The 21,825-nt window shown below is 75.9% G+C and carries 20 protein-coding genes; 12 read left to right on the top strand and 8 right to left on the bottom strand.

Features of this window, described 5'->3' with window-relative positions:
• Positions 1 to 11 precede the first annotated feature (11 nt).
• Entirely contained in the window at positions 12 to 449 is a 438-nt protein-coding gene (arfB, locus tag ACI795_RS16685) for an alternative ribosome rescue aminoacyl-tRNA hydrolase ArfB (RefSeq protein ID WP_457076668.1), read from the bottom strand.
• Positions 450 to 517: 68 nt separating this feature from the next.
• Between arfB and ACI795_RS16680 the strand changes: the two genes are divergently transcribed.
• The 3 genes from ACI795_RS16680 (at position 518) to mmuM (ending at position 2,948) form a co-directional block, all read left to right on the top strand.
• A complete protein-coding gene (locus ACI795_RS16680) occupies positions 518 to 1,132 on the top strand; it encodes a hypothetical protein (RefSeq protein WP_457076666.1) in 615 nt (204 codons plus the stop codon).
• A gap of 104 nt (positions 1,133 to 1,236) precedes the next feature.
• Positions 1,237 to 2,034: a hypothetical protein gene (locus ACI795_RS16675; RefSeq protein WP_457076665.1), complete on the top strand. Its 798-nt coding sequence runs from the start codon at positions 1,237 to 1,239 to the stop codon at positions 2,032 to 2,034.
• Positions 2,031 to 2,948, top strand: coding sequence for a homocysteine S-methyltransferase (mmuM, locus tag ACI795_RS16670; protein ID WP_457076663.1), 918 nt, complete (start codon positions 2,031 to 2,033; stop codon positions 2,946 to 2,948). Before ACI795_RS16675 ends, mmuM begins: the two co-directional genes overlap by 4 nt.
• Positions 2,949 to 3,025: 77 nt before the next feature.
• On the opposite strand, the gene yidD is transcribed toward mmuM, so the two are convergent.
• Together yidD and ACI795_RS16660 are read right to left on the bottom strand one after the other, a co-directional pair.
• On the bottom strand, positions 3,026 to 3,538 hold the full coding sequence (gene yidD, locus ACI795_RS16665; RefSeq protein WP_457076662.1) for a membrane protein insertion efficiency factor YidD: 513 nt from the start codon (positions 3,536 to 3,538) through the stop codon (positions 3,026 to 3,028).
• A gap of 4 nt (positions 3,539 to 3,542) precedes the next feature.
• On the bottom strand, positions 3,543 to 4,400 hold the full coding sequence (locus ACI795_RS16660; protein WP_457076661.1) for an SDR family oxidoreductase: 858 nt from the start codon (positions 4,398 to 4,400) through the stop codon (positions 3,543 to 3,545).
• 205 nt (positions 4,401 to 4,605) lie between these two features.
• On the opposite strand from ACI795_RS16660, the gene ACI795_RS16655 reads away from it, so the two are divergent.
• Positions 4,606 to 5,499 carry an alpha/beta fold hydrolase gene (locus ACI795_RS16655; RefSeq protein WP_457076659.1) on the top strand — a complete coding sequence of 298 codons (894 nt, stop codon included), beginning with the start codon at positions 4,606 to 4,608 and terminating at the stop codon, positions 5,497 to 5,499.
• A 4-nt stretch (positions 5,500 to 5,503) separates the two neighbouring features.
• Entirely contained in the window at positions 5,504 to 6,106 is a 603-nt protein-coding gene (locus ACI795_RS16650) for a TetR/AcrR family transcriptional regulator (protein ID WP_457076658.1), read from the top strand.
• 93 nt (positions 6,107 to 6,199) lie between these two features.
• On the opposite strand, the gene ACI795_RS16645 is transcribed toward ACI795_RS16650, so the two are convergent.
• On the bottom strand, positions 6,200 to 6,322 hold the full coding sequence (locus tag ACI795_RS16645; RefSeq protein WP_457076657.1) for a hypothetical protein: 123 nt from the start codon (positions 6,320 to 6,322) through the stop codon (positions 6,200 to 6,202).
• A gap of 167 nt (positions 6,323 to 6,489) precedes the next feature.
• On the opposite strand from ACI795_RS16645, the gene ACI795_RS16640 reads away from it, so the two are divergent.
• The 5 genes from ACI795_RS16640 (at position 6,490) to ACI795_RS16620 (ending at position 13,165) form a co-directional block, all read left to right on the top strand.
• Positions 6,490 to 9,096, top strand: coding sequence for a DEAD/DEAH box helicase (locus ACI795_RS16640; protein ID WP_457076656.1), 2,607 nt, complete (start codon positions 6,490 to 6,492; stop codon positions 9,094 to 9,096).
• 107 nt (positions 9,097 to 9,203) lie between these two features.
• A complete protein-coding gene (locus ACI795_RS16635; protein ID WP_457076655.1) occupies positions 9,204 to 10,718 on the top strand; it encodes a diguanylate cyclase domain-containing protein in 1,515 nt (504 codons plus the stop codon).
• A gap of 65 nt (positions 10,719 to 10,783) precedes the next feature.
• Positions 10,784 to 11,566, top strand: coding sequence for a sulfite exporter TauE/SafE family protein (locus tag ACI795_RS16630; RefSeq protein WP_457076654.1), 783 nt, complete (start codon positions 10,784 to 10,786; stop codon positions 11,564 to 11,566).
• Positions 11,563 to 12,336 carry a sulfite exporter TauE/SafE family protein gene (locus ACI795_RS16625; protein ID WP_457076653.1) on the top strand — a complete coding sequence of 258 codons (774 nt, stop codon included), beginning with the start codon at positions 11,563 to 11,565 and terminating at the stop codon, positions 12,334 to 12,336. Before ACI795_RS16630 ends, ACI795_RS16625 begins: the two co-directional genes overlap by 4 nt.
• Positions 12,337 to 12,412: 76 nt before the next feature.
• On the top strand, positions 12,413 to 13,165 hold the full coding sequence (locus ACI795_RS16620) for an ANTAR domain-containing protein (RefSeq protein ID WP_457076652.1): 753 nt from the start codon (positions 12,413 to 12,415) through the stop codon (positions 13,163 to 13,165).
• A 76-nt stretch (positions 13,166 to 13,241) separates the two neighbouring features.
• Here ACI795_RS16620 and ACI795_RS16615 read toward each other — a convergent pair whose 3' ends face one another.
• Positions 13,242 to 13,931 (bottom strand): hypothetical protein, encoded by a 690-nt coding sequence (locus ACI795_RS16615; protein WP_457076650.1) that lies wholly within the window; start codon positions 13,929 to 13,931, stop codon positions 13,242 to 13,244.
• A 277-nt stretch (positions 13,932 to 14,208) separates the two neighbouring features.
• The gene (locus tag ACI795_RS16610; RefSeq protein WP_457076649.1) at positions 14,209 to 15,414 is read right to left on the bottom strand and encodes a cation:proton antiporter domain-containing protein; all 1,206 of its coding nucleotides are present in this window, start codon (positions 15,412 to 15,414) and stop codon (positions 14,209 to 14,211) included.
• A 211-nt stretch (positions 15,415 to 15,625) separates the two neighbouring features.
• Between ACI795_RS16610 and ACI795_RS16605 the strand changes: the two genes are divergently transcribed.
• A complete protein-coding gene (locus ACI795_RS16605; protein ID WP_457076648.1) occupies positions 15,626 to 16,360 on the top strand; it encodes a CPBP family glutamic-type intramembrane protease in 735 nt (244 codons plus the stop codon).
• Here the strand turns inward: ACI795_RS16605 and ACI795_RS16600 are convergent.
• Together ACI795_RS16600 and ACI795_RS16595 are read right to left on the bottom strand one after the other, a co-directional pair.
• Positions 16,321 to 17,973 (bottom strand): SLC13 family permease, encoded by a 1,653-nt coding sequence (locus tag ACI795_RS16600; protein ID WP_457076647.1) that lies wholly within the window; start codon positions 17,971 to 17,973, stop codon positions 16,321 to 16,323. The two genes, ACI795_RS16605 and ACI795_RS16600, sit on opposite strands and share 40 nt — an antisense overlap.
• Positions 17,970 to 20,057: an elongation factor G-like protein EF-G2 gene (locus ACI795_RS16595; protein ID WP_457076646.1), complete on the bottom strand. Its 2,088-nt coding sequence runs from the start codon at positions 20,055 to 20,057 to the stop codon at positions 17,970 to 17,972. The genes ACI795_RS16600 and ACI795_RS16595 overlap by 4 nt, the downstream gene beginning before the upstream one ends.
• A 105-nt stretch (positions 20,058 to 20,162) precedes the next feature.
• Between ACI795_RS16595 and ACI795_RS16590 the strand changes: the two genes are divergently transcribed.
• Positions 20,163 to 21,773 carry a helicase-related protein gene (locus ACI795_RS16590; RefSeq protein ID WP_457076645.1) on the top strand — a complete coding sequence of 537 codons (1,611 nt, stop codon included), beginning with the start codon at positions 20,163 to 20,165 and terminating at the stop codon, positions 21,771 to 21,773.
• Positions 21,774 to 21,825: the final 52 nt, after the last annotated feature.

Below are 21,825 nucleotides of genomic sequence, written 5' to 3'. Positions count from 1 at the left end.
CGCCGGCGGCGTCAGTCCCACCGACCGCGCAGGCGCTTGGTCTCCCCGCGCTGCTTCTTGGCCGCGATCCGCCGCTCCTTGGAACCACGGGTGGGCTTGGTCTTCCGCCGGGCCGGCGCGGGCGGGGCGAGCGCCGCGCGGAGCACGGCGGCCAGGCGCTCACGGGCGGCCTCGCGGTTGCGCAGCTGCGCCCGGTGCTCGCTGGCGGCGACGGTGAGCACACCGTCGACCAGCCGGTTCCGCAGACGTTCGGCCAGCCGGGCGCGCTGGGCGTCGGTCAGCCCGGGCAGCTCCAGCGGTGCCACCGACAGCTCCACCCGCGAGTCGGCGGTGTTCACGCCCTGCCCGCCGGGCCCCGACGAGCGGGAGAACCGCCACGACAGCAGTCCCGACGGCACGACGAGGGACGCCGTCACCGGCAGGTCACCGAACGCGTCGTCCCCGGGCACCCGGCCATCTTGCCTGCCCGGCGCGTGGTCCACGACCGAGATCCGGACCGACCTGCCAGGCTGCGGCCATGACCGGAGAGAGGTCCGCCCGTCCTGGCCCGTTGCCCCTGGCCGCCGCTGCCGTGCTGCTGACCGCCGCCGTCGGCGTGGTCGGCTCGCTGGACTGGCCGGCGCCGCGGCGGACGCTGTCCGGCTGGCAGGTCGCCGACGTGCCGGCGTCCCTGCTGGCCCTGGTCGTCGGCGCCGCGCTGGTCTGCCTCGCCGTGGCCGCGCTCCTGACCCGTCCCTGGGCACTGGGTTCCACGGCCGCCACCGCGACCTGGGGAGCGCTGGCAGTGGCGGCGGCGTTCGCGCAGGGCTGGAACGACGTCTACTTCGCCGCGCTGAGCGACGAGGGCGGCGTCATCCCGGTGTTCGACTGGCTGTTCACCTTCGTACCGGTGCTGCTGGTCGGCGTGGCCGCCCGGTCGCTCGGCCGCCGGGCGCACCTGCGGGCCACGGTGGGGATGGGCGTGCTCACCCTGCCGATGCTCGCCCTGGGCTGGGCGCTCTACGGCGACGCCGGGCTCACGGAGGCCCTCTTCGGATCGCTGTACGCGGCCGCGATCTTCGGCGCCGTCCCCCTGCTCATCGCGCTGGCGATCACCCGGCCGGGGAACCGCCGGCCCACCCCGGTCGGGTGAGCGACGGGGGGCCGGGCCCCGTTCGGTGACGACCGTGTCGCCCGGTCCGGTGACGATCCGCCGCTCCGGTCGCGGAGCCGCTCACCGAGTGTGACGCTCGGGAGGTGACCCAGGACGCCTCGCCGCGACTCCACCTGGTGGCCGGCAACGCCGTCGCCCCGCTGGTCGACGACGCGCTCCCGGCCGAGGACCTCACCCCGGAGAACCCAGTGATGGCCGGCCTGCTGCGCCGGGCCGAGGCCCTCGACGCCCGGGTGGCCGCCGAGACGACGCCGCGCGCGCTGCGTCCCGCCGGGCTGGTCGCGGCGCTGGCCGGGCTGACCGTGGTGCTCGCCCTGCTCGGCCGGCAGCCCTGGCAGCTGCCCGGCCGCGACGGCGGCGGGCTGGCCGACGTGCCGTCGTCGCTGGTGTCCTTCCTGCTGATCTGCGCGCTGCTCTGCCTCTGCTGCGCACGGTTCGTGCGGCCCGCCACCCTGCTGGACGACGCCCGGGCGGTGCACCTGTGGTGGGGGCTGCTGCTGGGCTCGGCCGCTGTCTCGGTGACCGCCGCGCTGTCGCTGGCGTCGTTCACCACGGCCGGCGAGCGCCCCGGTGACCTGCTCGCCCGCTGCCTGGTGCCGCTCGTCCCGGCGGTGCTCGCCGGGATCCTCGCCGCGGACGCCGGGCGGTCGGCGCGGGTCCGGCTGGCCCTGGGCACGGGTCTGGTCACCGTGCCGCTGACCGGCCTGGGCTGGGCGCTGCTGTCCTCGGCGCCCGTCGCCTCCGCCTCCTTCGCCGACGTGCTGGCCGTGACCGGCATCGCCGGTGCCGTCCCGCTCGCCGCCGCCGTCGCCTTCGTCGCGGCCGACCGGCGCGTGCCGGGGCTGCGGCTCCCCACCCGCCGGGCACCATCGGGGGCGTGACCTCCCTCGCCGCGGCGCTCGCCGCCGGCCCGGTCGTCCTCGACGGTGGGCTGTCCACCGAGCTGGAGGCCCGTGGCCACGACGTCGGCTCCGCACTGTGGTCGGCCCGGCTGCTGCGCGACGACCCCGCCGCGATCGTCGACGCGCACGCCGCCTTCGCCGCGGCCGGTGCCCAGGTGCTGACCACGGCCAGCTACCAGGCCACCCTGCCCGGCTTCGCCGTGGCCGGCATCGACGGTGACCACGCCCGGGCGCTGATCGCCGGCTCGGTGCGGCTGGCCCGGGACGGGCTCGCCGCGGCCGGACGCACCGGGTGGGTGGCCGGGTCGGTCGGGCCGTACGGGGCGTACCTGGCCGACGGGTCGGAGTACACCGGCGGCTACCTCGACGAGGTCTCCGTGGCGCGGCTGCGCGAGTTCCACCGGCCGCGGCTGGCGCTGCTGGCCGAGGCCGGCGCCGACGTGCTGGCGGTCGAGACGCTGCCCGGCGCGGCCGAGGTGGAGGCGCTGCTGGCCGACCTGGCAGCGCTCGACGTCCCGGCCTGGCTGTCGCTGACCAGCACGACCGGCTCGGACGGCGTGCCTCGGACTCGCCGCGGGGAGCCGCTGGCCGAGGTCGCCGCGATGGCCCGGGGCGTCGCGCAGGTGATCGCCGTGGGGGTGAACTGCACCGACCCGGCCGCCGTGGTCCCGGCCGTGGCGGCTGCGGGCGAGGCGAGCGGGAAGCCGGTGGCGGCCTACCCCAACAGCGGTGAGCGCTGGGACGCCGCCGCCCGCCGGTGGACCGGGCAGCCGGGGGTCGGCGACGTCACGGAGTGGACCGCCGCCGGTGCCCGGCTGGTGGGTGGCTGCTGCCGGGTGCGCCCGGACGACGTCGCCGCGATCGCGACGGCACTACGAACACCCCACGAGTGATCAGTTCCGGTCGCCGACGCGCGCGGACACGCCGCCGTTAGCGACCGGAACTGCACACTCGGCCGGCCACCCGACCGTCAGTCGGGCACCGGGTCGGCGCCGCGACGGCCGCCGGGCCGACACCGGACCAGCCGGCGCAGCGTCAGCCAGCTGCCGCGCAGCGCGCCGTGCCGCTCCAGCGCCTCGATCGCGTACGTCGAGCAGGTCGGCGTGAAGTGGCAGCACGGCGGCCGGCGGGGGCTGACCTCCCGCTGGTAGAGCCGCACCGCCGCGATCAGCCGGTCGGCCAGGCGCCCGCCCCCTGCATCGGCCCGCACCCGGCGCAGCGTCGTCGGCGCGACCAGGAACATGTCCATGCCGCAGCCGATGGCCTGCGCCAGACAGCAACCGGTGTTCAGGAAGAACAGGTTGCGCAGGCACGAGTCGTCGCCGCGGCGGCCGTACCCCCGGCCGTAGCCGGGCCCGTAGCCGCCGTAGCCGGGCGGCGGCCCGTAGCCGCGGCCGTAGCCCGGGCCGTACCCGCGCCGCGGCCGGCCGAAGCCACGGCGGCGTCGCGGTCCGCCGCCACCCCATCCCCAGACGAAGACCATCGCTCTACAGGATCGGGTTGCCGCCGGTCACGGCGACCCGGGCTCCGGAGACGTAGCTGGCCTCGTCGCTCGCCAGCAGCACGTACACCGGGGCGAGCTCGGCCGGCTGCGCAGCGCGGCCCAGGGGCACCTCCGACCCGAAGCTGGCGACCTTCTCCGGCGGCATGGTGGACGGGATGAGCGGTGTCCACACCGGGCCGGGGGCGACGCTGTTGGCCCGGATGCCCTTGCTGCCGTACAGCTGCGCGAGGCTGGCGGTGAAGTTGGCGATGCCCGCCTTGGTCATCGCGTACGGCGCCAGGTTGGGCCGCGGCATGTCGGAGTTCACCGACGACGAGTTCACGATCGCCGACCCGGGCTGCATGTGCGGGATGGCGTCCTTGCACAGGGTGAACATCGCGGTCAGGTTCAGCGCGACGGTGTGGTCCCACTCCTCGTCCGAGATCTCCTCGATCGTCTCGTGGGTCATCTGGAACGCCGCGTTGTTGACCAGGATGTCGATCCCACCCAGCTCCTCGAGGGCCTTGGGGATGATCGTCTTCTGGTGTGCGCGGTCGGCGAGGTCACCGGGCACCAGCACGCACTTCCGCCCTGCCTGCTCCACGTACTTCGCCGTCTCCTGCGCGTCCTCGTGCTCGTCGAGGTAGGCGATGAGCACGTCGGCGCCCTCCCGGGCGAAGGCGATCGCGACGGCGCGGCCGATGCCGCTGTCGCCACCGGTGATGACCGCGCGCTTGCCGGTCAGCTTCCCGGAGCCGGTGTAGCTCTCCTCGCCGTGGTCGGGCTTGGGGTCCATCTGGCCGAGGGTGCCGGGCGGGGTCTGCTGCTGCTCGGGCTGGGACTCGGGGCGGGGCGACGACACGGTGGTTCCTCCTGCTGGGTCGGGCGGCACCCTCCGCACTGCTCGCGGGAGCCGGCTCGCACAGGAGCCGGCCGGGTGCCGCGTCGTCCCCCGCCTACCCGGTCCGGCGCGGCCGGAACCTGCCCGATGCCACCCCGACCATTTTCGGATACGTTTGTATCCCAACGCCGCGGAGCCAGGCGGCACCATGATGCGAGGAGCCTTCGTGCCCACACCCGCCCAGCCGTCGAGCTTCACCGGCGACCGCGCACGCGACCGCTTCCTGGCCGCGTACGACCGGACCCTCGCCGCACTCTGGCCGGCGCCCGTCGACGCCGTGCAGGTGCCGACCTCGATGGGCGAGGTGCACCTGCTCCGGGCCGGCCCCGCCGCGGACGGCGCAGTGGTCCTCCTCTCCGGTGCGGGCGGGAACGCCCTGTCCTGGTACCGGCACGTCGGCGCGCTCCGCCAGCGGCGCCCGGTGCTGGCGATCGACCCCCTCGGCGAGCCGGGCCGGTCCACGGCGACCGCACCGATCACCGACGGGGAGGACGTCGCTCGCTGGCTGCTGGAACTGCTCAGCACCCTCGACGTGCGCCGGGCCCATCTGGTCGGGTCGTCCTTCGGCGGCTGGGCCGCACTGCTCGCTGCCCAGCGCGACGACGAGCAGCGGATCGCGGCGCTGACCCTGGTCGACCCGGCCGGCCTCGCCCGCCCGGACGCCCGGTTCTACCGCTGGATCGTCCTGGGCGGCCTGGCCGCACTGCTCCCTCGACGACTGCGTCACCGAGCCGCCGGACCGCTGCGCAACGGCACCCTGCGTGAGGACGAGCTGATGACCCTGGGACTCGCCGGGCGGGGTTTCCGGCGCCGGCTGCCGACCCCGCCGGTGGCCACCGACGCCGAACTCCGGGCGGTGCGGGCACCCGTCCACCTGCTGCTCGGCGCCGACAGCGCCCTGCACGACCCCGCCACCATCGCCGAACGGATCGCCCGGGTGGTGCCGAACTGGCGGGTCGAGGTGGTCCCGGGCACCGGTCACGCCCTCCCCCTGGAGGCGGCAGAGCTGGTCGTCGCCCGGATCCTGCGCGCCACGCCCACCGGGGCCGGCGCAGACTGACCCGGTGCCCAAGCGCGTCGACCACGACCAGCGACGCCGCGAGCTGACCGCGGCCCTGCTGCACGTCGCCGGCACCCGAGGGCTCCAGGCAGCGACGATGCGGGAGGTTGCCGCGACTGCCGGGGTGTCCCTGCGCGTCGTGCAGTACTACTTCACCGACAAGGCGGCTCTCCTGGCCGCCGGGCGAGCCGAGCTCACCGCGCGGTTGGACCGCCGGGTGCGGGAACGGGCAGCGTCGGCCGGCGGCGGGCGTCCTCCGCGAGCCCTGTTCGACGCCGTGCTCGGCAGCATCCTGCCCAGTGACGACGCGGGTCGGGCCGACGCCCTCGCGTGGACGGCGTTCTACGCCGCGGCCCTCACCGACCCGACAGCTGTCCCCGGCGGCACGGATCATCCCGACGCCCTGGAGACCTTCCTGAGCACCCGGTTGACCCAGGCACAGGAGGCGGGGACCGCACCTCGGGACCTCGACGCGCGGACCGAGGTGGTGCTGCTGCTCGCCCTGGTCAACGGCCTGACCTCCAGCGTGCTGGGGGGGCAGCGCAGCGCGGTCGACGCCCAGCGGGTGCTCGACCACCAGCTGGACCGGGTGTTCGGGCAGGACTGACCCAGGACAGCACACGACCCGGGCGGTGGGAGAGGCGCGCGCCGGTGCGCGCCCCTCCTACCGCCCGGGTCGGGTCGTCCTGCGGGTGCTCGCTCAGGCCGCGCGGGCCATCGGCGTCTCCGCGCCGATCGGCACCCAGCGCATCTCGAGCCGGCGACGGCCGTCCCGGTCGGTCACCAACGTCCAGCGGCACTCCGGGCAGAAGCGTTCGCGCATGTCCCATCCACCTTTCGTTTACCTGCTGTTCACCTTCTCTCCCGCATCGACCTGTTCCATGCACGACTGGAGGAGTCGTGACCATCTCGTTACCTGGACGCCCGCAGCCACGCCGGAGGGACGGGACGCCGGGAAGCTCCAGGGCATCGGGCACGCTGTTGACCACGATGACGCTCACTCCTGCCGGCACCGACGCCACTCCGGCCGACTCCCCCGCCGCCGCGCTCCCCGCCCCGGACGTGCGGTCGCTGATCGGCGACCCGGACGACCTCACCGAGCTGCAGTCGCTGGCCGGTGACCCCGACGCGCTGTTCACCCACTTCGCCGAGTGGGCCGCCGAGGGCGGCACGACGCTGTACCCGGCGCAGGAAGAGGCGCTGATCGAGCTGGTCAGCGGGGCGAACGTCGTCCTCGCCACCCCCACCGGCTCCGGCAAGTCGCTGGTGGCCACCGGCGCGCAGTACGCGGCCCTGGCCAACGACCGGGTCAGCTTCTACACCGCCCCGATCAAGGCGCTGGTCAGCGAGAAGTTCTTCGCCCTGTGCGGGGTGTTCGGCGCGCAGAACGTCGGGATGCTCACCGGGGACGCATCGGTCAACGCCGACGCCCCGATCATCGCCTGCACCGCCGAGGTGCTGGCCAACATCGCGCTGCGCGAGGGTCCGGACGCCGACATCGGCCTCGTGGTGATGGACGAGTTCCACTTCTACGGGGACCCCGACCGCGGCTGGGCCTGGCAGGTGCCGCTGATCGAGCTGCCCAAGGCGCAGTTCCTGCTCATGAGCGCGACCCTCGGCGACGTCACGGCGCTGCGCGAGGACCTCACCCGGCGCACCGGCCGGCCCACCGCGCTGGTCGCCCACGCCGAGCGGCCGGTGCCGCTGCACCACTACTACGCGACCACGCCGATGCACGAGACGATCCAGGAGCTGCTGGACACCAAGCAGGCGCCGGTCTACGTCGTCCACTTCACCCAGGCCTCGGCGCTGGAGCGGGCCCAGGCACTGATGAGCGTCAACGTCTCCACGAAGGAGGAGAAGCAGGCGATCGCCGACATGATCGGCGGCTTCCGCTTCTCCTCCGCCTTCGGGACGACGCTGTCCCGGCTGGTGCGGCACGGCATCGGCGTGCACCACGCCGGCATGCTGCCCAAGTACCGGCGGCTGGTGGAGCAGCTGGCCCAGGCCGGGCTGCTGAAGGTCATCTGCGGCACCGACACCCTGGGCGTCGGCATCAACGTGCCGATCCGCACCGTGGTGTTCTCCGCGCTCAGCAAGTACGACGGCACCCGCATGCGGATGCTCACCGTCCGGGAGTTCCACCAGATCGCCGGCCGCGCGGGCCGGGCGGGCTACGACACCGCCGGCACCGTTGTCGTCCAGGCGCCCGAGCACGAGGTGGAGAACCTCAAGCAGTTCGCCAAGGTCGCCGACGACCCGAAGAAGCGCCGCAAGCTGGTGCGACGCAAGGCGCCCGAGGGCATGGTGCCGTGGAGCGAGTCGACCCAGCAGCGGCTGATCAACGCCGAGCCCGAGCCGCTGAGCAGCCACTTCCGCGTGTCGACCGGGATGGTGCTCAACGTGCTGGCCCGCCCGGGCGACCCGGTCGCGGCGCTGCGGCACCTGCTCACCGACAACCACGAACCCCGCCCCCGGCAGCTGCGCCACGTCCGCGAGGTGATCGGCATCGCCCGGTCGCTGATCACCGCCGGGGTGGTCGAACGGCTGGACGTCCCCGAGCCCGACGGACGGCGCTACCGGCTGACCCTGGACCTGCCACCGGACTTCCAGCTCAACCAGCCGCTGTCGACCTTCGCGCTGGCCGCCATCGGGCTGCTCGACCCGGAGTCCGACACCTACGCCCTCGACGTCGTCTCGGTGATCGAGGCGACGCTGGACGACCCGCGCCAGATCATCGCCGCGCAGCTGAACAAGGCCAAGGGCGAGGCCGTCGCGCAGATGAAGGCCGAGGGGATCGAGTACGAGGAGCGGATGGAGCTGCTGGAGGAGGTCACCTACCCCCAGCCGCTCAAGGAGCTGCTCGACCACGCCTTCGAGGTCTACTCCGCCGGCAACCCGTGGGCGCGGGACGCGCAGCTGTCCCCCAAGTCCGTGGTGCGGGACATGTGGGAGCAGGCGATGACCTTCCGCGAGCTGGTCAACCACTACGGGCTGACCCGCTCGGAGGGAGCGGTGCTGCGCTACCTCTCCGACGCGTTCAAGGCGCTGCGCTCGGGCGTGCCCACCGAGGCACGCACCGAGGAGGTCACCGACATCGTCGAGTGGCTCGGTGAGCTGGTGCGCCAGGTCGACTCCTCGCTGCTGGACGAGTGGGAGCAGCTCACCAGCCCGGACCAGCCGCTGGACGCGCCGGTCGCCGTCCCGGCCCGGCCACGGCCGCTCACCGGCAACGAGCGGGCGTTCACCGCGATGGTGCGCAACCAGCTGTTCCGCCGCGTCGAGCTGTGGGCCCGCCGCCGCTGGTACGACCTCGGCGAGCTGGACTCCGGCGCCGGCTGGGACGCCGACCGGTGGGGCGAGGTGGTGCAGGCCTACTTCGCCGAGCACGCGGAGGTGGGCACCGGCGCCGACGCGCGTGGCCCGGCGCTGCTGATCATCGACAAGGACGAGCCGCGGCTGTGGCGGGTGCGGCAGATCGTCGACGACCCGGCCGGTGACCACGACTGGGGGTTCGACGCCGAGGTCGACCTGGATGCCTCCGACGAGGAGGGCACCGTGGTGCTCCGCCTGGTGGACGCCGGCCGCAAGGACTGACCAGCGGCAGGCCGGGTCCCCCGTCCGGGGCATGCAGCACCGGCGCCGTCCGGTCGATGACCTGACCGGACGCCCGGCGCCGGGGCCGGGCGAGAGGGAAGGGCCTGATGACCGAACTGGTGGCCGCGTCGCCGACGCGACGGGCTGTCGCGCGCCTGCGCCGCCCCGACGAGATGGTCGAGGGCACCCGCTGGCTGTTCGGCGTCTGCGCGCTGATCTCGCTGGCGCTCGCCTGTGCCGGGGCCCTCCCCGGGGCGTCGGCGGCCAGCGTGCTGCTGCTGGTCGGCGCCACCGTCGCGCTCACCGCCTCGTGGGCGTACCGCTACCTGACCCGGCGTGCGCGACCGGCCCTCGACCTGCTCGACGTGGTGGCGGTGACCGCCTTCGCCCTCGGCTGCCCGGTGCCGGCGGTCGCCTTCGGCGCCACGTTCAGCGCCCTGTGGTTCCGCGCGGTCTACGGCCGCACCCGCGACATCTGGCTCTACGCCACCGGCCAGTGCGTGGCGCTGGTCGCGGCGTTGGTGTGGTGGCAGTCGGTGCCCGGTCACGACGAGCCGGCGCCCGCCGGGCCCGTCCTCGGGGCCCTGCCGCTGGCCTTCCTGCTCGCCGTCGTCGCCCGGCACCTGGCGCTGGGGCTCTTCGCCCGCGAGCAGGCCCAGGCGCGCGACGCGGCGCTGGTCGCCCTGGGCACCCGGCTGCTGGGCGTGACCGACGAGGTCGAGGTCTCGGCGCGTGGGTGGGCGGCGGCCAGGGACATCTGCGCGGCCACTCCCGGCCTGGCGATCCTCGCCCTCCAGGCGGACGGGCCGGCCCTGCGGGCCGTCGTCGGCGCCGGGGTCGCGACCGCGGACCTGTCACCGTTCCCCCGCACCGTCGTCCCGGCGGCCGAGTCGACCGGTGTGCTCCGGCCGGTTCCCGCCCCGCAGCCGCTGGTCGCAGCGACCGGCATAGCCGGCGAGTGGCTGTGCGTCCCGACCCCGGACCACGAGGGCCGGTACCTGTTCGTGGGGGCGGCCGGGCCCGCCGCCCGCGAGGCGCTGGTCGCCGTGCGCGCGCTGGTCAACCAGATGGTCATGGCGCTGCGGATCTGCGCGGTCCACCGCGAGCTGCGCACCCAGGCCGAGACCGACGCGCTGACCGGCCTGGCCAACCGGGCCGCGTTCAGCGCCGCCCTGGCGGCGGCCAGCGCCTCCGGGGACGAGGACGCCTGGGTGCTCTTCGCCGACCTCGACGGCTTCAAGCAGATCAACGACGAGCTCGGCCACGCCGCCGGCGACGGGGTCCTCCGCGCGGTCGGGGCCCGGCTGGCCACTGCCGTCCGCAGCCCGGACGTGTGCGCCCGGCTCGGCGGCGACGAGTTCGCCCTGCTGGTCCGGGCCGACGACGCGGCAGCCGCCGCCGCGCTCTGCGACCGCCTGGTCACCGTCCTCGCCGAGCCGGTGCCGCTGGCCGGGGGCACGGCCACGGCCCGCGTGGGGGTCAGCATCGGCGTCGCCCGGGTGGTGCCCGGCGCGGACTGGGACCACGCCCTGCTGCGCGCCGACGTGGCGATGTACGCAGCCAAGGGCGACGGTCGCAACCGCACCCGGTTCGCGGCCGCCGAGGCCGCGCCGGCCCGCTGAGACCACCGCCGGGGGCGTGAGCCGGCTCACCGGACCCGCTGTGACACCCTCGCGACGATGAGCGCATGACGGCGTGGGAGATGGTCGCGGTCGCCGCCGCCGGGCTCGCCGCCGGCTCGATCAACGCCGTCGTCGGTTCCGGGACGCTGGTCACCTTCCCGGTGCTGCTGGCCGTCGGACTGCCACCGGTGACGGCGACGATCACCAACTCCCTCGGCTTGGTGCCGGGCAACCTGACCGGCGCCATCGGCTACCGCCGCGAGCTGCGGGGCCAGCGGGGCCTGCTGCTGCGGCTGCTCCCCGCGTCGGTGCTGGGCGCGCTCACCGGCGCCTTCCTGCTGCTGCACCTGCCGGCCGCGGCGTTCGAGGCGATCGTCCCCGGCCTGGTCGCGCTGGCCGTCGTCCTGGTCGCCGTCCAGCCGCTGCTGCAGCGGTGGCTGCGCCGTCGCCGGCCGGTGACCGAGGAGGGGCCGCCGCGGGTCGGCCGGGGACGGCTGGCGGCACTGTTCGCCGGGGCCTACGCGACCGGCACCTACGGCGGCTACTTCGCCGCGAGCCAGGGCGTGCTGCAGATCGGCATCTTCGGGCTGCTGCTGCGCGAACCGCTGCAGCGGCTCAACGCGATCAAGAACGTGCTCACCCTCGGGGTGAACGCGGTGGCGGCGCTGGCCTACGTGGTGGTCGCCACCGACCGCATCGACTGGACCGCCGCCGCCCTGGTCGCCGGCGGCTCGCTGGTCGGTGGGTACGTCGGGTCGACGCTGGGCCGGCGGCTGCCCGCCCCCGTGCTCCGCGGCGCGATCGTCGTGCTCGGCCTGGTCGCGCTGTGGGTGCTGCTCGCCCGATGAACGCACTGGAGTTCGTCCTGCTCGTGGTCGCCGGTGTCGGCGCCGGCCTGACCGGCAGCATCGCCGGGCTGGCCTCCCTGGTCAGCTACCCCGCCCTGCTGGCGACCGGGCTGTCGCCGCTGTCGGCCAACGTCACCAACACCGTCGCGCTGGTGCTCAGCAGCGTCGGCTCGGTGAGCGCCTCGCGCCCGGAGCTCACCGGGCAGCGCCCGAGACTGGTCCGGCTGGGCGCAGCCGCGGTGCTCGGCGGCACGGTGGGCGCCGTCCTGCTGCTGCTCACCCCGGCGGACGCCTTCGAGCTGCTGGTGCCCTTCCTCATCGCCGCGGCGTCCCTGACCATCCTCGTGCAGCGGCCGCCGCGGGAACTGGCCGCCGAGGGCGCCGCCGAGCAGGGAGGTCCCCCACCCCGGGACCACTGGGGGCTGGCACTGGGCACCTTCCTCGTGGCGATCTACGGCGGCTACTTCGGCGCCGCGGCCGGGGTGCTGATGCTGGCGATGTACCTGCTGGTGCTCGGCGAGGGCGTGCCCCGGGGCAATGCGCTGAAGAACCTGGTGCTCGGGCTGGCCAACCTCGTCGCGGCGATCGGCTACGCGGTGTTCGCCGACGTCGCCTGGCTGGCCGCGCTGCCGCTGGCCATCGGGTTCTTCGTGGGCGGCCGGCTGGGGCCGCGGGTGGTCCGCCGGGTCCCCCAGCGGCTGCTGCGCCGGGTCATCGCCGTCGCCGGCCTCGCACTCGCCGTCCACCTGGGCCTCGACGCCTTCGGCTGACCGCATGGCCGCGCCCACGCCGGGGCACCCCCCTCCCCGGCGCGGCACCCTCCGCGCCCGAACCGACGGAGGACCGATGACCGCGCCCGGCCCCGCTGCCGACCGCTTCGCCCGTGAGCTGGGTCAGGCCCCACCGGAGCTGCGTTCGCCGGAGCTGCTCGGCGTGCTGCTGTCCCGCGCGTGCGCCGCTGCACTGCCGGTGGACGGCGCCGGGATCAGCATCCACGCCAGGGGCGGGCTGCGGACGCCGCTGGGCGCGAGCGACCCGACCGCGGCGCAGGCCGAGCGGCTGCAGTTCACCCAGGGCGTGGGCCCCTGCCTCCAGGCGCACGACGACGGCGTGGTCATCGCCTTCGACGAGACCGACATCGCCCGCAACTGGCCTTCGCTGCACGAGGCGCTGACGACGACGACCCCGTTCCGCGCGGTGCTCTCGGTGCCGCTGCTGCCCCCGCTGGGGCCGCTGGTGGTCCTCGACCTCTACGCGCGGGACCCGGGGACGCTGCCGGCGGTCGACCGCGCGGAGGTGGCCGACGTCGTCACGGCGGTCACCCGGGAACTGGCCGCCGCCGCCCGGAGCACCGCCGACACCGAGCCCGATCCCGGCCGCGGTTGGTGGGAGGGCCCCGACGCGCTGCGCCGGGCACGGGTCTGGCAGGCGATGGGCATGGTGAACGTCGCCCACGGGATGGACGGCGAGGACGCGCTGGCGATGCTGAAGGCCCACGCGTTCGCCCAGGGGCGGGTGGTGGACGACGTGGCCGAGGACCTGGTCTCCGGCCGGCTCCCGCTGGACGCCCTCCGGGGACCCGCTGACGGGCAGAGCTGACGGGCAGGGCCGACGGGCAGGGCCGACGGGCAGGCCTGACCGCGGCGCCCGGCCGGTATGGCCGGGCGCCGCGGGCTCAGCTGCCGCTGGTGACGTAGGCGCTGAGCAGCAGCACGAAGGCGCTGGCCAGGATCAGCAGCCGCGCCGGTGTCAGCCCGTTGAGCAGCCCGGCGATCACCCCGGCACCGGAGGAGCGGGCCTCGGCCGCCCACGCCCCGCGGCGCATCAGCCGCACCTCGTCGGCGAGCAGGGTGCCGCCGGCGCCCAGCAGCGACAGGCCCAGCACCACGAAGACGACGGCCAGCCGCTCGGCGAAGGTCTCGACCGCCGGTGCCAGGAAGAGCACCACGATCAGGCCGAGCACGAACCCGATCCCGGCTCCGGCGACCGGCGCCCAGGGCCCCATCCGGGTCAGCGGGTCGGGTCGGCGCAAGCGCGGCCGCGGACGGACGTTGACCGGCGTCGTCGGGTAGGGCGTGCTGCTGTCCGGGGCGGGCGCGCCCTCCCCCGCGCCGGCCGGCGCAGCCACCGGCGGCTGCGCCGGTCCGGGCTGGTCCACCGGCGCAGCCGCCGGCGGCCCGTCGGCGGCCGGCGCCGGGCCGGCCGTCGTCGTCGGCTGGGCCACCGCCTGCCCGTCCACCGGGGGCGCCGGCTCCGCCGTCGGCTCAGCGGTCCCCTGCTCCGCCGCGAGGGCGGTCGCCCCGCCCCGGCCACCGGCTCCGGGGTCGGCCCGTCCCGGGGCCTGGCCCTCTCGCTCGTCACTCATCTGTTCGATCACCTCGGGCGGCGACGCTAGGCGCGGGGTGGGACAGGCCCGCTCAGGCGGCCGGGTGTGGCGCACGTGGCTGGTGGGACTGCGGCGAGGACTCACCGACCGTGGTCATCCGAGCCCGCTGGGTCATCGCACGTCAGAGCAGCCGGCGACGAGGTCACCCTGGACGAGCTCACCGACGACGAGCGCGCCGAGGTGCTCGCCGCCGTCGGCCCCGAGGAGGAGGTGCAGGTCCACGACCGGGGGCTGATCCGCCGGCAGGCGGCGAGGATCAGGTGCCCGCCGCCCGGCGGTAGAGCCGGCGGCCGGGCGCGGAGGTGATCCCGTGCGCGACCGTGCTGGCCGCGACCACCAGCGTGCCGGCCGCCCACAGCCGGGGATCGGTCACGCCCTCCTCCTCGCTGAAGGAGAGGTAGAACAGCGCGCTGACCCCGATCGGCCCGAACCAGCCCAGGAAGACCGAGTCACGCAGCCGCAGCCCCAGCGGGCGGGCCAGTGCCAGCAGCACGGGCAGTCGCCGCAGCAGCAGCACGGCCACCGGGAAGACCAGCGCCCCCCAGCCGAGGTCGGCCCAGGCCGACCACGGCAGCAGGATGCCCAGCAGCAGGAAGAGCGGCAGCACCAGGTACCGGTTGATCCCCTCGTCGATGGTGTTCTGCGGGCCGACCTCGTCCTGGCCGACGGCGACGTTGTACGCCAGCCCGGCGGCGAACACGGCCAGGATGCCGTCGGCGTTGGCGATCCGGGCGAGGCCGAGCACCGCGATGGCGAGCACCAGCGTGAACACCAGCGACGCGCCCTCGGAGACGTCGTTGCGGCTCAGGGCGAAGGTGACCGCGCGCCCGGCGATCAACCCGACCGCGGCCCCGATGACCACGGCGACGACCACCTGGTAGACGCCGTCGAGAGCGGCGCGGCCCAGGGACTCGCCGAGCACGAGCGCGATCCCGATCAGCACGAGGGGCAGCGCGAGCCCGTCGTTGGTGCCCGACTCGGCGGACAGCAGCTGGCGGGTCCGGGCCGGCAGGTGCTCCTCGGCCGGCTTCCCGGTGACCACGCTGGAGGCGAGCACCGGGTCGGTGGGGCTGATGCAGGCGCCGATGAGCACGGCCAGGGCCACCGGGACGCCGAGCACCAGCCACGCCAGGCCGGCCGAGAGCGCGGCCATCCCGGCCATCCCCACCGTGACCAGGACAGCCGTGGGAGTGACCACCGGGCGCAGCCGGCGCACCGGGTAGCGCAGGGCCACCCCGATCAACGAGACGGCCAGCAGCACCCGGGTCATCTCCTCGACCAGGGTCGAGCGCATGGGCTCGGCCACCTCGATCAGGCCGAGGACCTGCGGGCCGACGACCACGCCCAGCACCAGTGCCAGCAGCGGCTCGCTGAAGGGCAGCTCGCGCATCTTGCCCGACAGCGCGGCCAGCGCCACCGCCAGGCTGCCGACCAGGGCGTACCCCAGGTGCAGGTCCTCCACGGTCCCCTCCTCGCCCGGCTCGGGTGCTGCGGGTCGACGCGCCGGGTGCGTGCCCCGGCGCCCCCTGCCCAGCGACCGGGCCGCGGGAAACACGCACCCGGCCACCGGGCGGCCACCGGGCGGTCAGCCGCGGTGCACCCGGCGGCACCGGCAGCAGCACCGGCCCGGCGCACACTCAGCCCTGGATGACCCCCCGCCCCGGAGGTCGCCCGTGCACCTGCCCGCCCTGGCCGACGCCGTCGCCGTCCACCTGGGACGGTTCCTGGTGGTGCTGGTGACCCTGGAGCTGAGCGGTGCGCTCGGGGTCTCCGGCTGGTACCTGGGCCTGGTGGCCAACGCGGCGGCCACCGGCTACGCGGTCGCCCTGGTCACCCGGCGGCGGCTGTGGCGGGCGATCGGGGCGACGACGGTCTGGCGGTCGTGGGCGGCCGCCCTCACCGCGCTGCCCTTGCTGGCCGAAGCGCTGAGCTGGGCGGTCCCCGGCGGGTTGTCCGACCGCGATCCGGGGCTCGGGCTGTGGGTGCTCACCCTGCTGCTCGTCGGGCTGAACGAGGAGCTGACCAGCCGCGGCGTCGTCCTCTCCGGTCTGCTCACCCGGTACCGGCCCGCCGCAGCGGTGACCCTGACCGCCGCGCTGTTCGGGCTGCAGCACCTGTCCGCGCTGGCGCTGACCGACCGCCGGCTCGGCGACGTGCTGGCCAACGTCGGGCTCTCCGCGGTGGCCGGATTCGCCTGGGCGGCCTGGCAGTGGCGCTTCCGGTGGATCGGGGTCCTGGTCGGCGTGCACGCCCTCGCCGACCTGACCACCCTGCTGGCCGTCGAGCCGTTGCCGGACGCCGCCGTCGCGGTCGCGCACGTCGGCCTCCTCGGGTTCGGCGTGCTGCTGCTGCGCGGCCGGCTCGCGGGTCAGAACGTGATGCCGAGCGCGACCCCGCCGAGCAGGTAGACCGCCGCGGTGATCAGCACGATGCCGATCACGTTGAGGACGACGCCGGCGCGCAGCATCTGCCCGATGGTGACGTAGCCCGAGCCGAACACGATCGCGTTGGGCGGGGTCGCCACCGGCAGCATGAAGGCGCAGGTCGCCGCCAGGGCGGCGGGCACCAGCAGGACCAGGGGCAGCAGGTCCAGGCCCAGCGCGACCCCGCCGAGCACCGGCAGGAAGGCCGCCGCGGTGGCGGTGTTGCTGGTGACCTCGGTCAGCAGGAGCACCAGCGCCGCGGTGATGAACACCAGCACGACGGCGGGCAGCGCGCCGACGGAGCCGACCTTGGCCCCGATGTACTCGTCCAGCCCGCTCTCCTGGACCGCCGCGGCCAGGCTGAGCCCGCCGCCGAAGAGCAGCAGCACGCCCCAGGGCAGCTGCTGGGCGGTGTGCCAGTCCAGCACCGAGACGCCCTCCCGGGCCTTCACCGGGATGAGGAAGAGGGCGACCGCGGCCGCGATCGCGATGGCCGGGTCGCTCAGCTCGGCGACGAACGGCAGCACGTCGGTGAGCGCCTCCCACCCGGTGAGCGGCTGCCGGAACACCCACAGCAGCGCGGTGGTGACGAACACCGCGAGCACGGTCCACTCGCCGCGGGACATCCGCCCCAGCTGCGCCAGCTCGGCCTGGATGACCTGCCTGCCCCCGGGGATCTCCCGCAGCGACGAGCGGAAGACCACCTTGGTGAGCACCAGCCAGGCCAGCCCGAGGAAGACCACCGCCAGCGGCAGGCCCAGCAGCATCCACGCGCCGAAGCCGAGCTCGATGTCGTAGTTCTGCCGGACGAAGGCCGCCAGGATCAGGTTGGGCGGGGTGCCGATCAGCGTGGCCAGCGAGCCGATGCTGGCGGCGTAGGCGATGCCGAGCATGAGCGCGACCGCGAAGTTGCGGGTGTCCCGGTCGCGGATGGCCTCGGTGACCGCCGCCGTCCCGCCGGTGGCCTCGCGGGCGACCCCCTCGGCCGCCTCCGCGTCCGCGCCGGCGCCCACCCGGTCCAGCACGAGCAGCAGCACGCTGAGCCCGATCGGGAGCATCAGCACGGTGGTGGCGGTGTTGCTCACCCACATGCTGAGGAAGGCCGTCGCGATCATGAAGCCGGCGATCAGCCGGTTCGGCCTCGTGCCGACCGCCCGCACGGTCAGCAGCGCGATGCGCCGGTGCAGCTCCCACTTCTGCATCGCCAGCGCGATCATGAAGCCGCCCATGAACAGGAAGATGTTCGGGTCGGCGTAGGGCGCCGTGGCCGCACCGACCGGGAGCACCCCGAGCAGCGGGAACGCCACGATGGGCACCAGCGCCGTCGCCGGCAGCGGCAGCGCCTCGGTCATCCACCAGACCGCGAGCAGCACCCCGACCGCCGCGGTGGTGCGCCCGGCGGTGCTCAGTGCGTCGTCCTGGGCGAGCAGGACGTAGACGACGAGCGCGGCGACCGGCCCGCCGATCCGGCCGGCCCACTGCCGCCGAGGCGGGACCGAGGTGTCGGTGACGTTGGGCTGGTCCTCGTCCACCGGCTCCCCGGCCCGCGAGGCCGAGGAGCCGGTCCGGACCGCCCGGGTCCCGCTGTCGGCGCTCATGCCGGCTGCAGCTCGGCGGCGACCGCGGCCGGCGCCGGTTCGTGGCCGAGCGGTGCGCGGCGGAACCGGCCGGTGCCGTGCGAGAGCGAGCGCAGGGCGCGGGCGTAGTCGAGCAGCTCCCGCTCGGGCACCTCGGCCCGCACGGTCGTCTCCTCCCGGCCGGGGCCGACGTCGCTGCCGGTCACCCGGGCCCGCCGCCCGGCCAGGTCGCCGAGGACCGGGCCCACCGCGTCGACCGGCACGGTCACCTCCACCCGGCACCACGGTTCCAGCACCCGGGTGCCCGCCGCGGCGGCGAGCTCGCGGACGGCCAGCGCCCCGGCGGCGGCGAAGGCCGCGTCGGAGGAGTCGACCGAGTGCGCCTTCCCGTCGACCAGGGTGACCGCGACGTCGACCAGCGGGCGGTCCGCGCTCACGCCGCGCTCGGCCTGCGCCCGGATGCCCTTCTCCACGCTGCCGTGGAACTGAGCGGGCACCGCGCCGCCGACCACCCGCTGGTGGAAGGTGATGCCCGACCCGGGCGCGCCGGGCCGGCCCTCGACGACCACGACGGCGTACTGGCCGTGCCCGCCGGACTGCTTCACGTGCCGGGCGGTGACCGTGGCCGCCCCCGCCAGCGTCTCCACCAGCGCGACCCGCACCGGTGGGGTCGCCACGGACACCCCGTACCGGGTGCGCAGGTGCTCCAGCAGCACCTCGGCGTGGGCGTCCCCCAGGCACCACAGCAGCAGCTGCCCGGTGTCGGTGCGCCGCTCGACCCGCACGGTGGGGTCCTCGAGGGTGAGCCGGGTCAGCGCGGCGGCGAGGCGGTCCTCGTCGGTGCGGGAGGCCGCCGCCACCGCCACCGGCAGCTGCGGCTCGGGCAGCTCCCACGGCTGCACGACCAGCGGCCGGTCCGGGGCGGACAGGGTGTCACCGGTCTCCGCCGTCGCCAGCCGCGCGACCGCGCACACGTCACCGGCCAGGCACTCGGCCACCGGGCGGAGCACGCTGCCGAGCGCGCAGGAGATCGCCCCCACCCGCTCGTCGGCGTCGTGGCCGGGGTGGCGGTTCCCCCACCCGTGCCCCTCCCCGTGCCCGGAGACGTGCACCGGCATGTCCGGCCGCAGCCGCCCGGAGAAGACCCGGACCAGGCTGACCCGGCCCAGGTACGGATCGGTCGTCGTCTTCACCACCTCGGCGACCAGCGGGCCGTCGGGGTCGCAGCCCACGCGGCCGGCCGGGGTGCCGTCGGGGCGGAGCACCGGCGGGCAGGGCCGCTCCAGCGGGGAGGGGAAGCCGGTGACCAGCAGGTCCAGCAGGGCATCGACGCCCAGCCCGGTGAGCGGGGACACGGCGAGCACGGGGTGGAAGGCGGCCCTGCTCACCGCGGTCTCCAGGTCCGCGACCAGCTCGGCCAGGCCGATGGGGGCGCCGTCGAGGTAGCGCTCCATCAGCGTCTCGTCCTCGCTCTCGGCGATCACCGCCTCGATGAGCTCGGCGCGCAGCCGGTCGGCCTCCGGGGAGCCCGGTCCCGGTTCCAGCAGCGAGACCAGGGCGCCGCCCTCGACCAGCTGCACCGGGTGCACGCCCGCGCCCAGCTGGGACGCGCAGGCCCGCACCGCCTCCGCGACGTCGGCCCGCGGCCGGTCCAGCTGGGTGACGACGACGGCGCGCGGCAGGCCGACGGCCGCGCACTCGTCCCACAGCTGGACCGTGCCGGCGTCGACCCCGGCGACGGCGGAGACGACGAACAGCGCGGCGTCGGCGGCGCGCAGCGCGGCTCGCAGCTCACCGAGGAAGTCCGGGGAGCCGGGGGTGTCGAAGAGGGTGATCCGGTGGCCGTCGTGCTCGAGGGTGGCCGCGTGCAGCGTCACCGAGTGCTGCAGCCGGACCTCCACCTCGTCGGTGTCCAGGCAGGTGGTGCCGTCCTCCACCCGCCCGGCGCGGGGCACCGCCCCGGTGGCCGCTGCCAGCGCCTCGGCCAGCGTGGTCTTCCCCGATCCCGCCCGCCCGACCAGCGCGACGTTGCGCACCCGGTCCGGTGAGCGGGGCGCGGGGGCGCCCGGCCGGTCCCTGCCGTTCTCCCTGCCCTGACCGGCCACCGAGACCTCCCGCAGACGTCGTCGCCCTGAGAGGTCAGAGTGGCCTGGATCACTTCTCGGGACAAGGGGCGGGGGTGCCGCGCGGGGACGGGGAGACTGTCCCGCGTGCTGCCACCCGCCGGGACGCCGGGCGCCGACCTCCCGGTCCGCGCCGTGCTGGCCGGGCTCGCCGACGCGCTCGCGGCCGCGGGCAGCGCGGTGCTGGTGGCCCCGCCCGGCACCGGCAAGACCTCGCTGGTCCCGCTCGCGCTCGCCGACCGCCTGCCGGGGCGGGTCCTGGTCGCCGAGCCCCGCCGGGTCGCGGCCCGGGCGGCCGCCCGGCGGATGGCGGCCCTGGTCGGCGAACCGGTCGGGCGGTCGGTGGGCTACAGCGTGCGCGGGGACAGCCGGCGCAGCGACGCCACCCGGGTGGAGGTGGTCACCACCGGCCTGCTGGTGCGCCGGCTGCAGGCCGACCCGGAGCTGCCGGGGGTCGCCGCCGTCGTGCTCGACGAGTGCCACGAACGGCAGCTGGACACCGACCTGGCGCTCGCCTTCGGCGTGGACGTGCGGGCCACGCTGCGCCCGGAGCTGGCCGTGCTGGCGATGTCCGCGACGGCCCAGGCCGGCCGGGTCGCCACCCTGCTGGGCGGCGAGGGGGCACCCGCCCCGGTGGTCGAGGCCACCGGGGCGCTGCACGACGTCGAGACCGTCTGGTGCCCGCCGGAGCCGGCGGTGGCACCCCCGCACGGCACCCGGGTCGACCCCCGGCTGCTCGACGCGGTCGCCGGCACGGTGCGGCGCGCGCTGGCCGAGACCGCGGGCGACGTCCTGGTCTTCCTGCCCGGCGCCGCGGAGATCGGTGGGGTGGCCGGCCGACTCTCCGGGGTCGATGCCGACGTCCGCCCGCTGCACGGCCGGCTGCCGGCCGCCGACCAGGACGCCGCCCTCACCCCGGGGCCGCGCCGGCGGGTGGTGCTGGCCACCGACGTCGCCGAGACCAGCTTGACCGTGCCCGGCGTGCGCGTGGTCGTCGACGCCGGGTTGGCCCGGGTGCCCCGCTTCGACGTCGCCCGGGGCCTCGGCGCACTGGGAACGGTGCGGGTCTCCCGCGCCGCGGCGGTGCAGCGCGCCGGCCGCGCCGGGCGGGAGGCGCCCGGGCGGGTGTACCGGCTGTGGTCGGCCGCCGAGCACGACCGGCTGCCGGCCGCCGCCGAGCCGGAGATCGCCGTCGGGGACCTCACCGGCTTCGCCCTCGAGCTGGCCTGCTGGGGCTCCCCCGACGCCACCGGGCTCGCGCTGCCCGACGCGCCCCCCGAGGCCGCGTTCACGGTGGCCCGGGCGGCGCTGCGCGAGCTGGGCGCGGTCGACGACGCCGGCCGGGTCACCGCCCGCGGCCGCGCGCTCACCGCGATCGGCGCGCACCCCCGGCTGGCCCGTGCACTGCTCGACGGCGCGCCGCTGGTGGGCCGGCGCCGGGCCGCGGAGGTGGTGGCGCTGCTGTCGGCCGACGTCGCACCCCGCTCGGACGACCTGGTCGCGGAGTGGCGCGCGCTGCGCGGTGCCCGCGGCGGCCCCGCCGGCCGGTGGCGGGACGAGGCCGATCGGCTGGCGCGAGCGGTCCCGGACGTCCCGGCCGGCCGGGTCGTCCCCGACGACCCGGCGGCCGGCCTGGTCGTCGGGCTGGCGCACCCGGAGTGGCTGGCCCCCCGCCGCCCGGGCGCGGACCGGGCCTAACTGCGCGCGGCCGGGCCCCGCGGGGGGGTGTCCGCGGGGTACTCGCTCGCCG

It is taken from the genome of Modestobacter sp. SYSU DS0290 (assembly GCF_054050955.1).
This window is presented reverse-complemented; position numbering and strand designations above follow the sequence as displayed.

Excerpts from the sequence above, each read along its gene's own strand:
- ACI795_RS16680 (WP_457076666.1), top strand. The coding sequence starts at position 518 with ATGACCGGAGAGAGGTCCGCCCGTCCTGGCCCGTTGCCCCTGGCCGCC.
- yidD (WP_457076662.1), bottom strand. The coding sequence starts at position 3,538 with ATGGTCTTCGTCTGGGGATGGGGTGGCGGCGGACCGCGACGCCGCCGT.
- ACI795_RS16645 (WP_457076657.1), bottom strand. The coding sequence starts at position 6,322 with ATGCGCGAACGCTTCTGCCCGGAGTGCCGCTGGACGTTGGTGACCGAC.
- ACI795_RS16640 (WP_457076656.1), top strand. The coding sequence starts at position 6,490 with ATGACGCTCACTCCTGCCGGCACCGACGCCACTCCGGCCGACTCCCCC.
- ACI795_RS16635 (WP_457076655.1), top strand. The coding sequence starts at position 9,204 with ATGACCGAACTGGTGGCCGCGTCGCCGACGCGACGGGCTGTCGCGCGC.
- ACI795_RS16630 (WP_457076654.1), top strand. The coding sequence starts at position 10,784 with ATGACGGCGTGGGAGATGGTCGCGGTCGCCGCCGCCGGGCTCGCCGCC.
- ACI795_RS16625 (WP_457076653.1), top strand. The coding sequence starts at position 11,563 with ATGAACGCACTGGAGTTCGTCCTGCTCGTGGTCGCCGGTGTCGGCGCC.
- ACI795_RS16620 (WP_457076652.1), top strand. The coding sequence starts at position 12,413 with ATGACCGCGCCCGGCCCCGCTGCCGACCGCTTCGCCCGTGAGCTGGGT.
- ACI795_RS16615 (WP_457076650.1), bottom strand. The coding sequence starts at position 13,931 with ATGAGTGACGAGCGAGAGGGCCAGGCCCCGGGACGGGCCGACCCCGGA.
- ACI795_RS16600 (WP_457076647.1), bottom strand. The coding sequence starts at position 17,973 with ATGAGCGCCGACAGCGGGACCCGGGCGGTCCGGACCGGCTCCTCGGCC.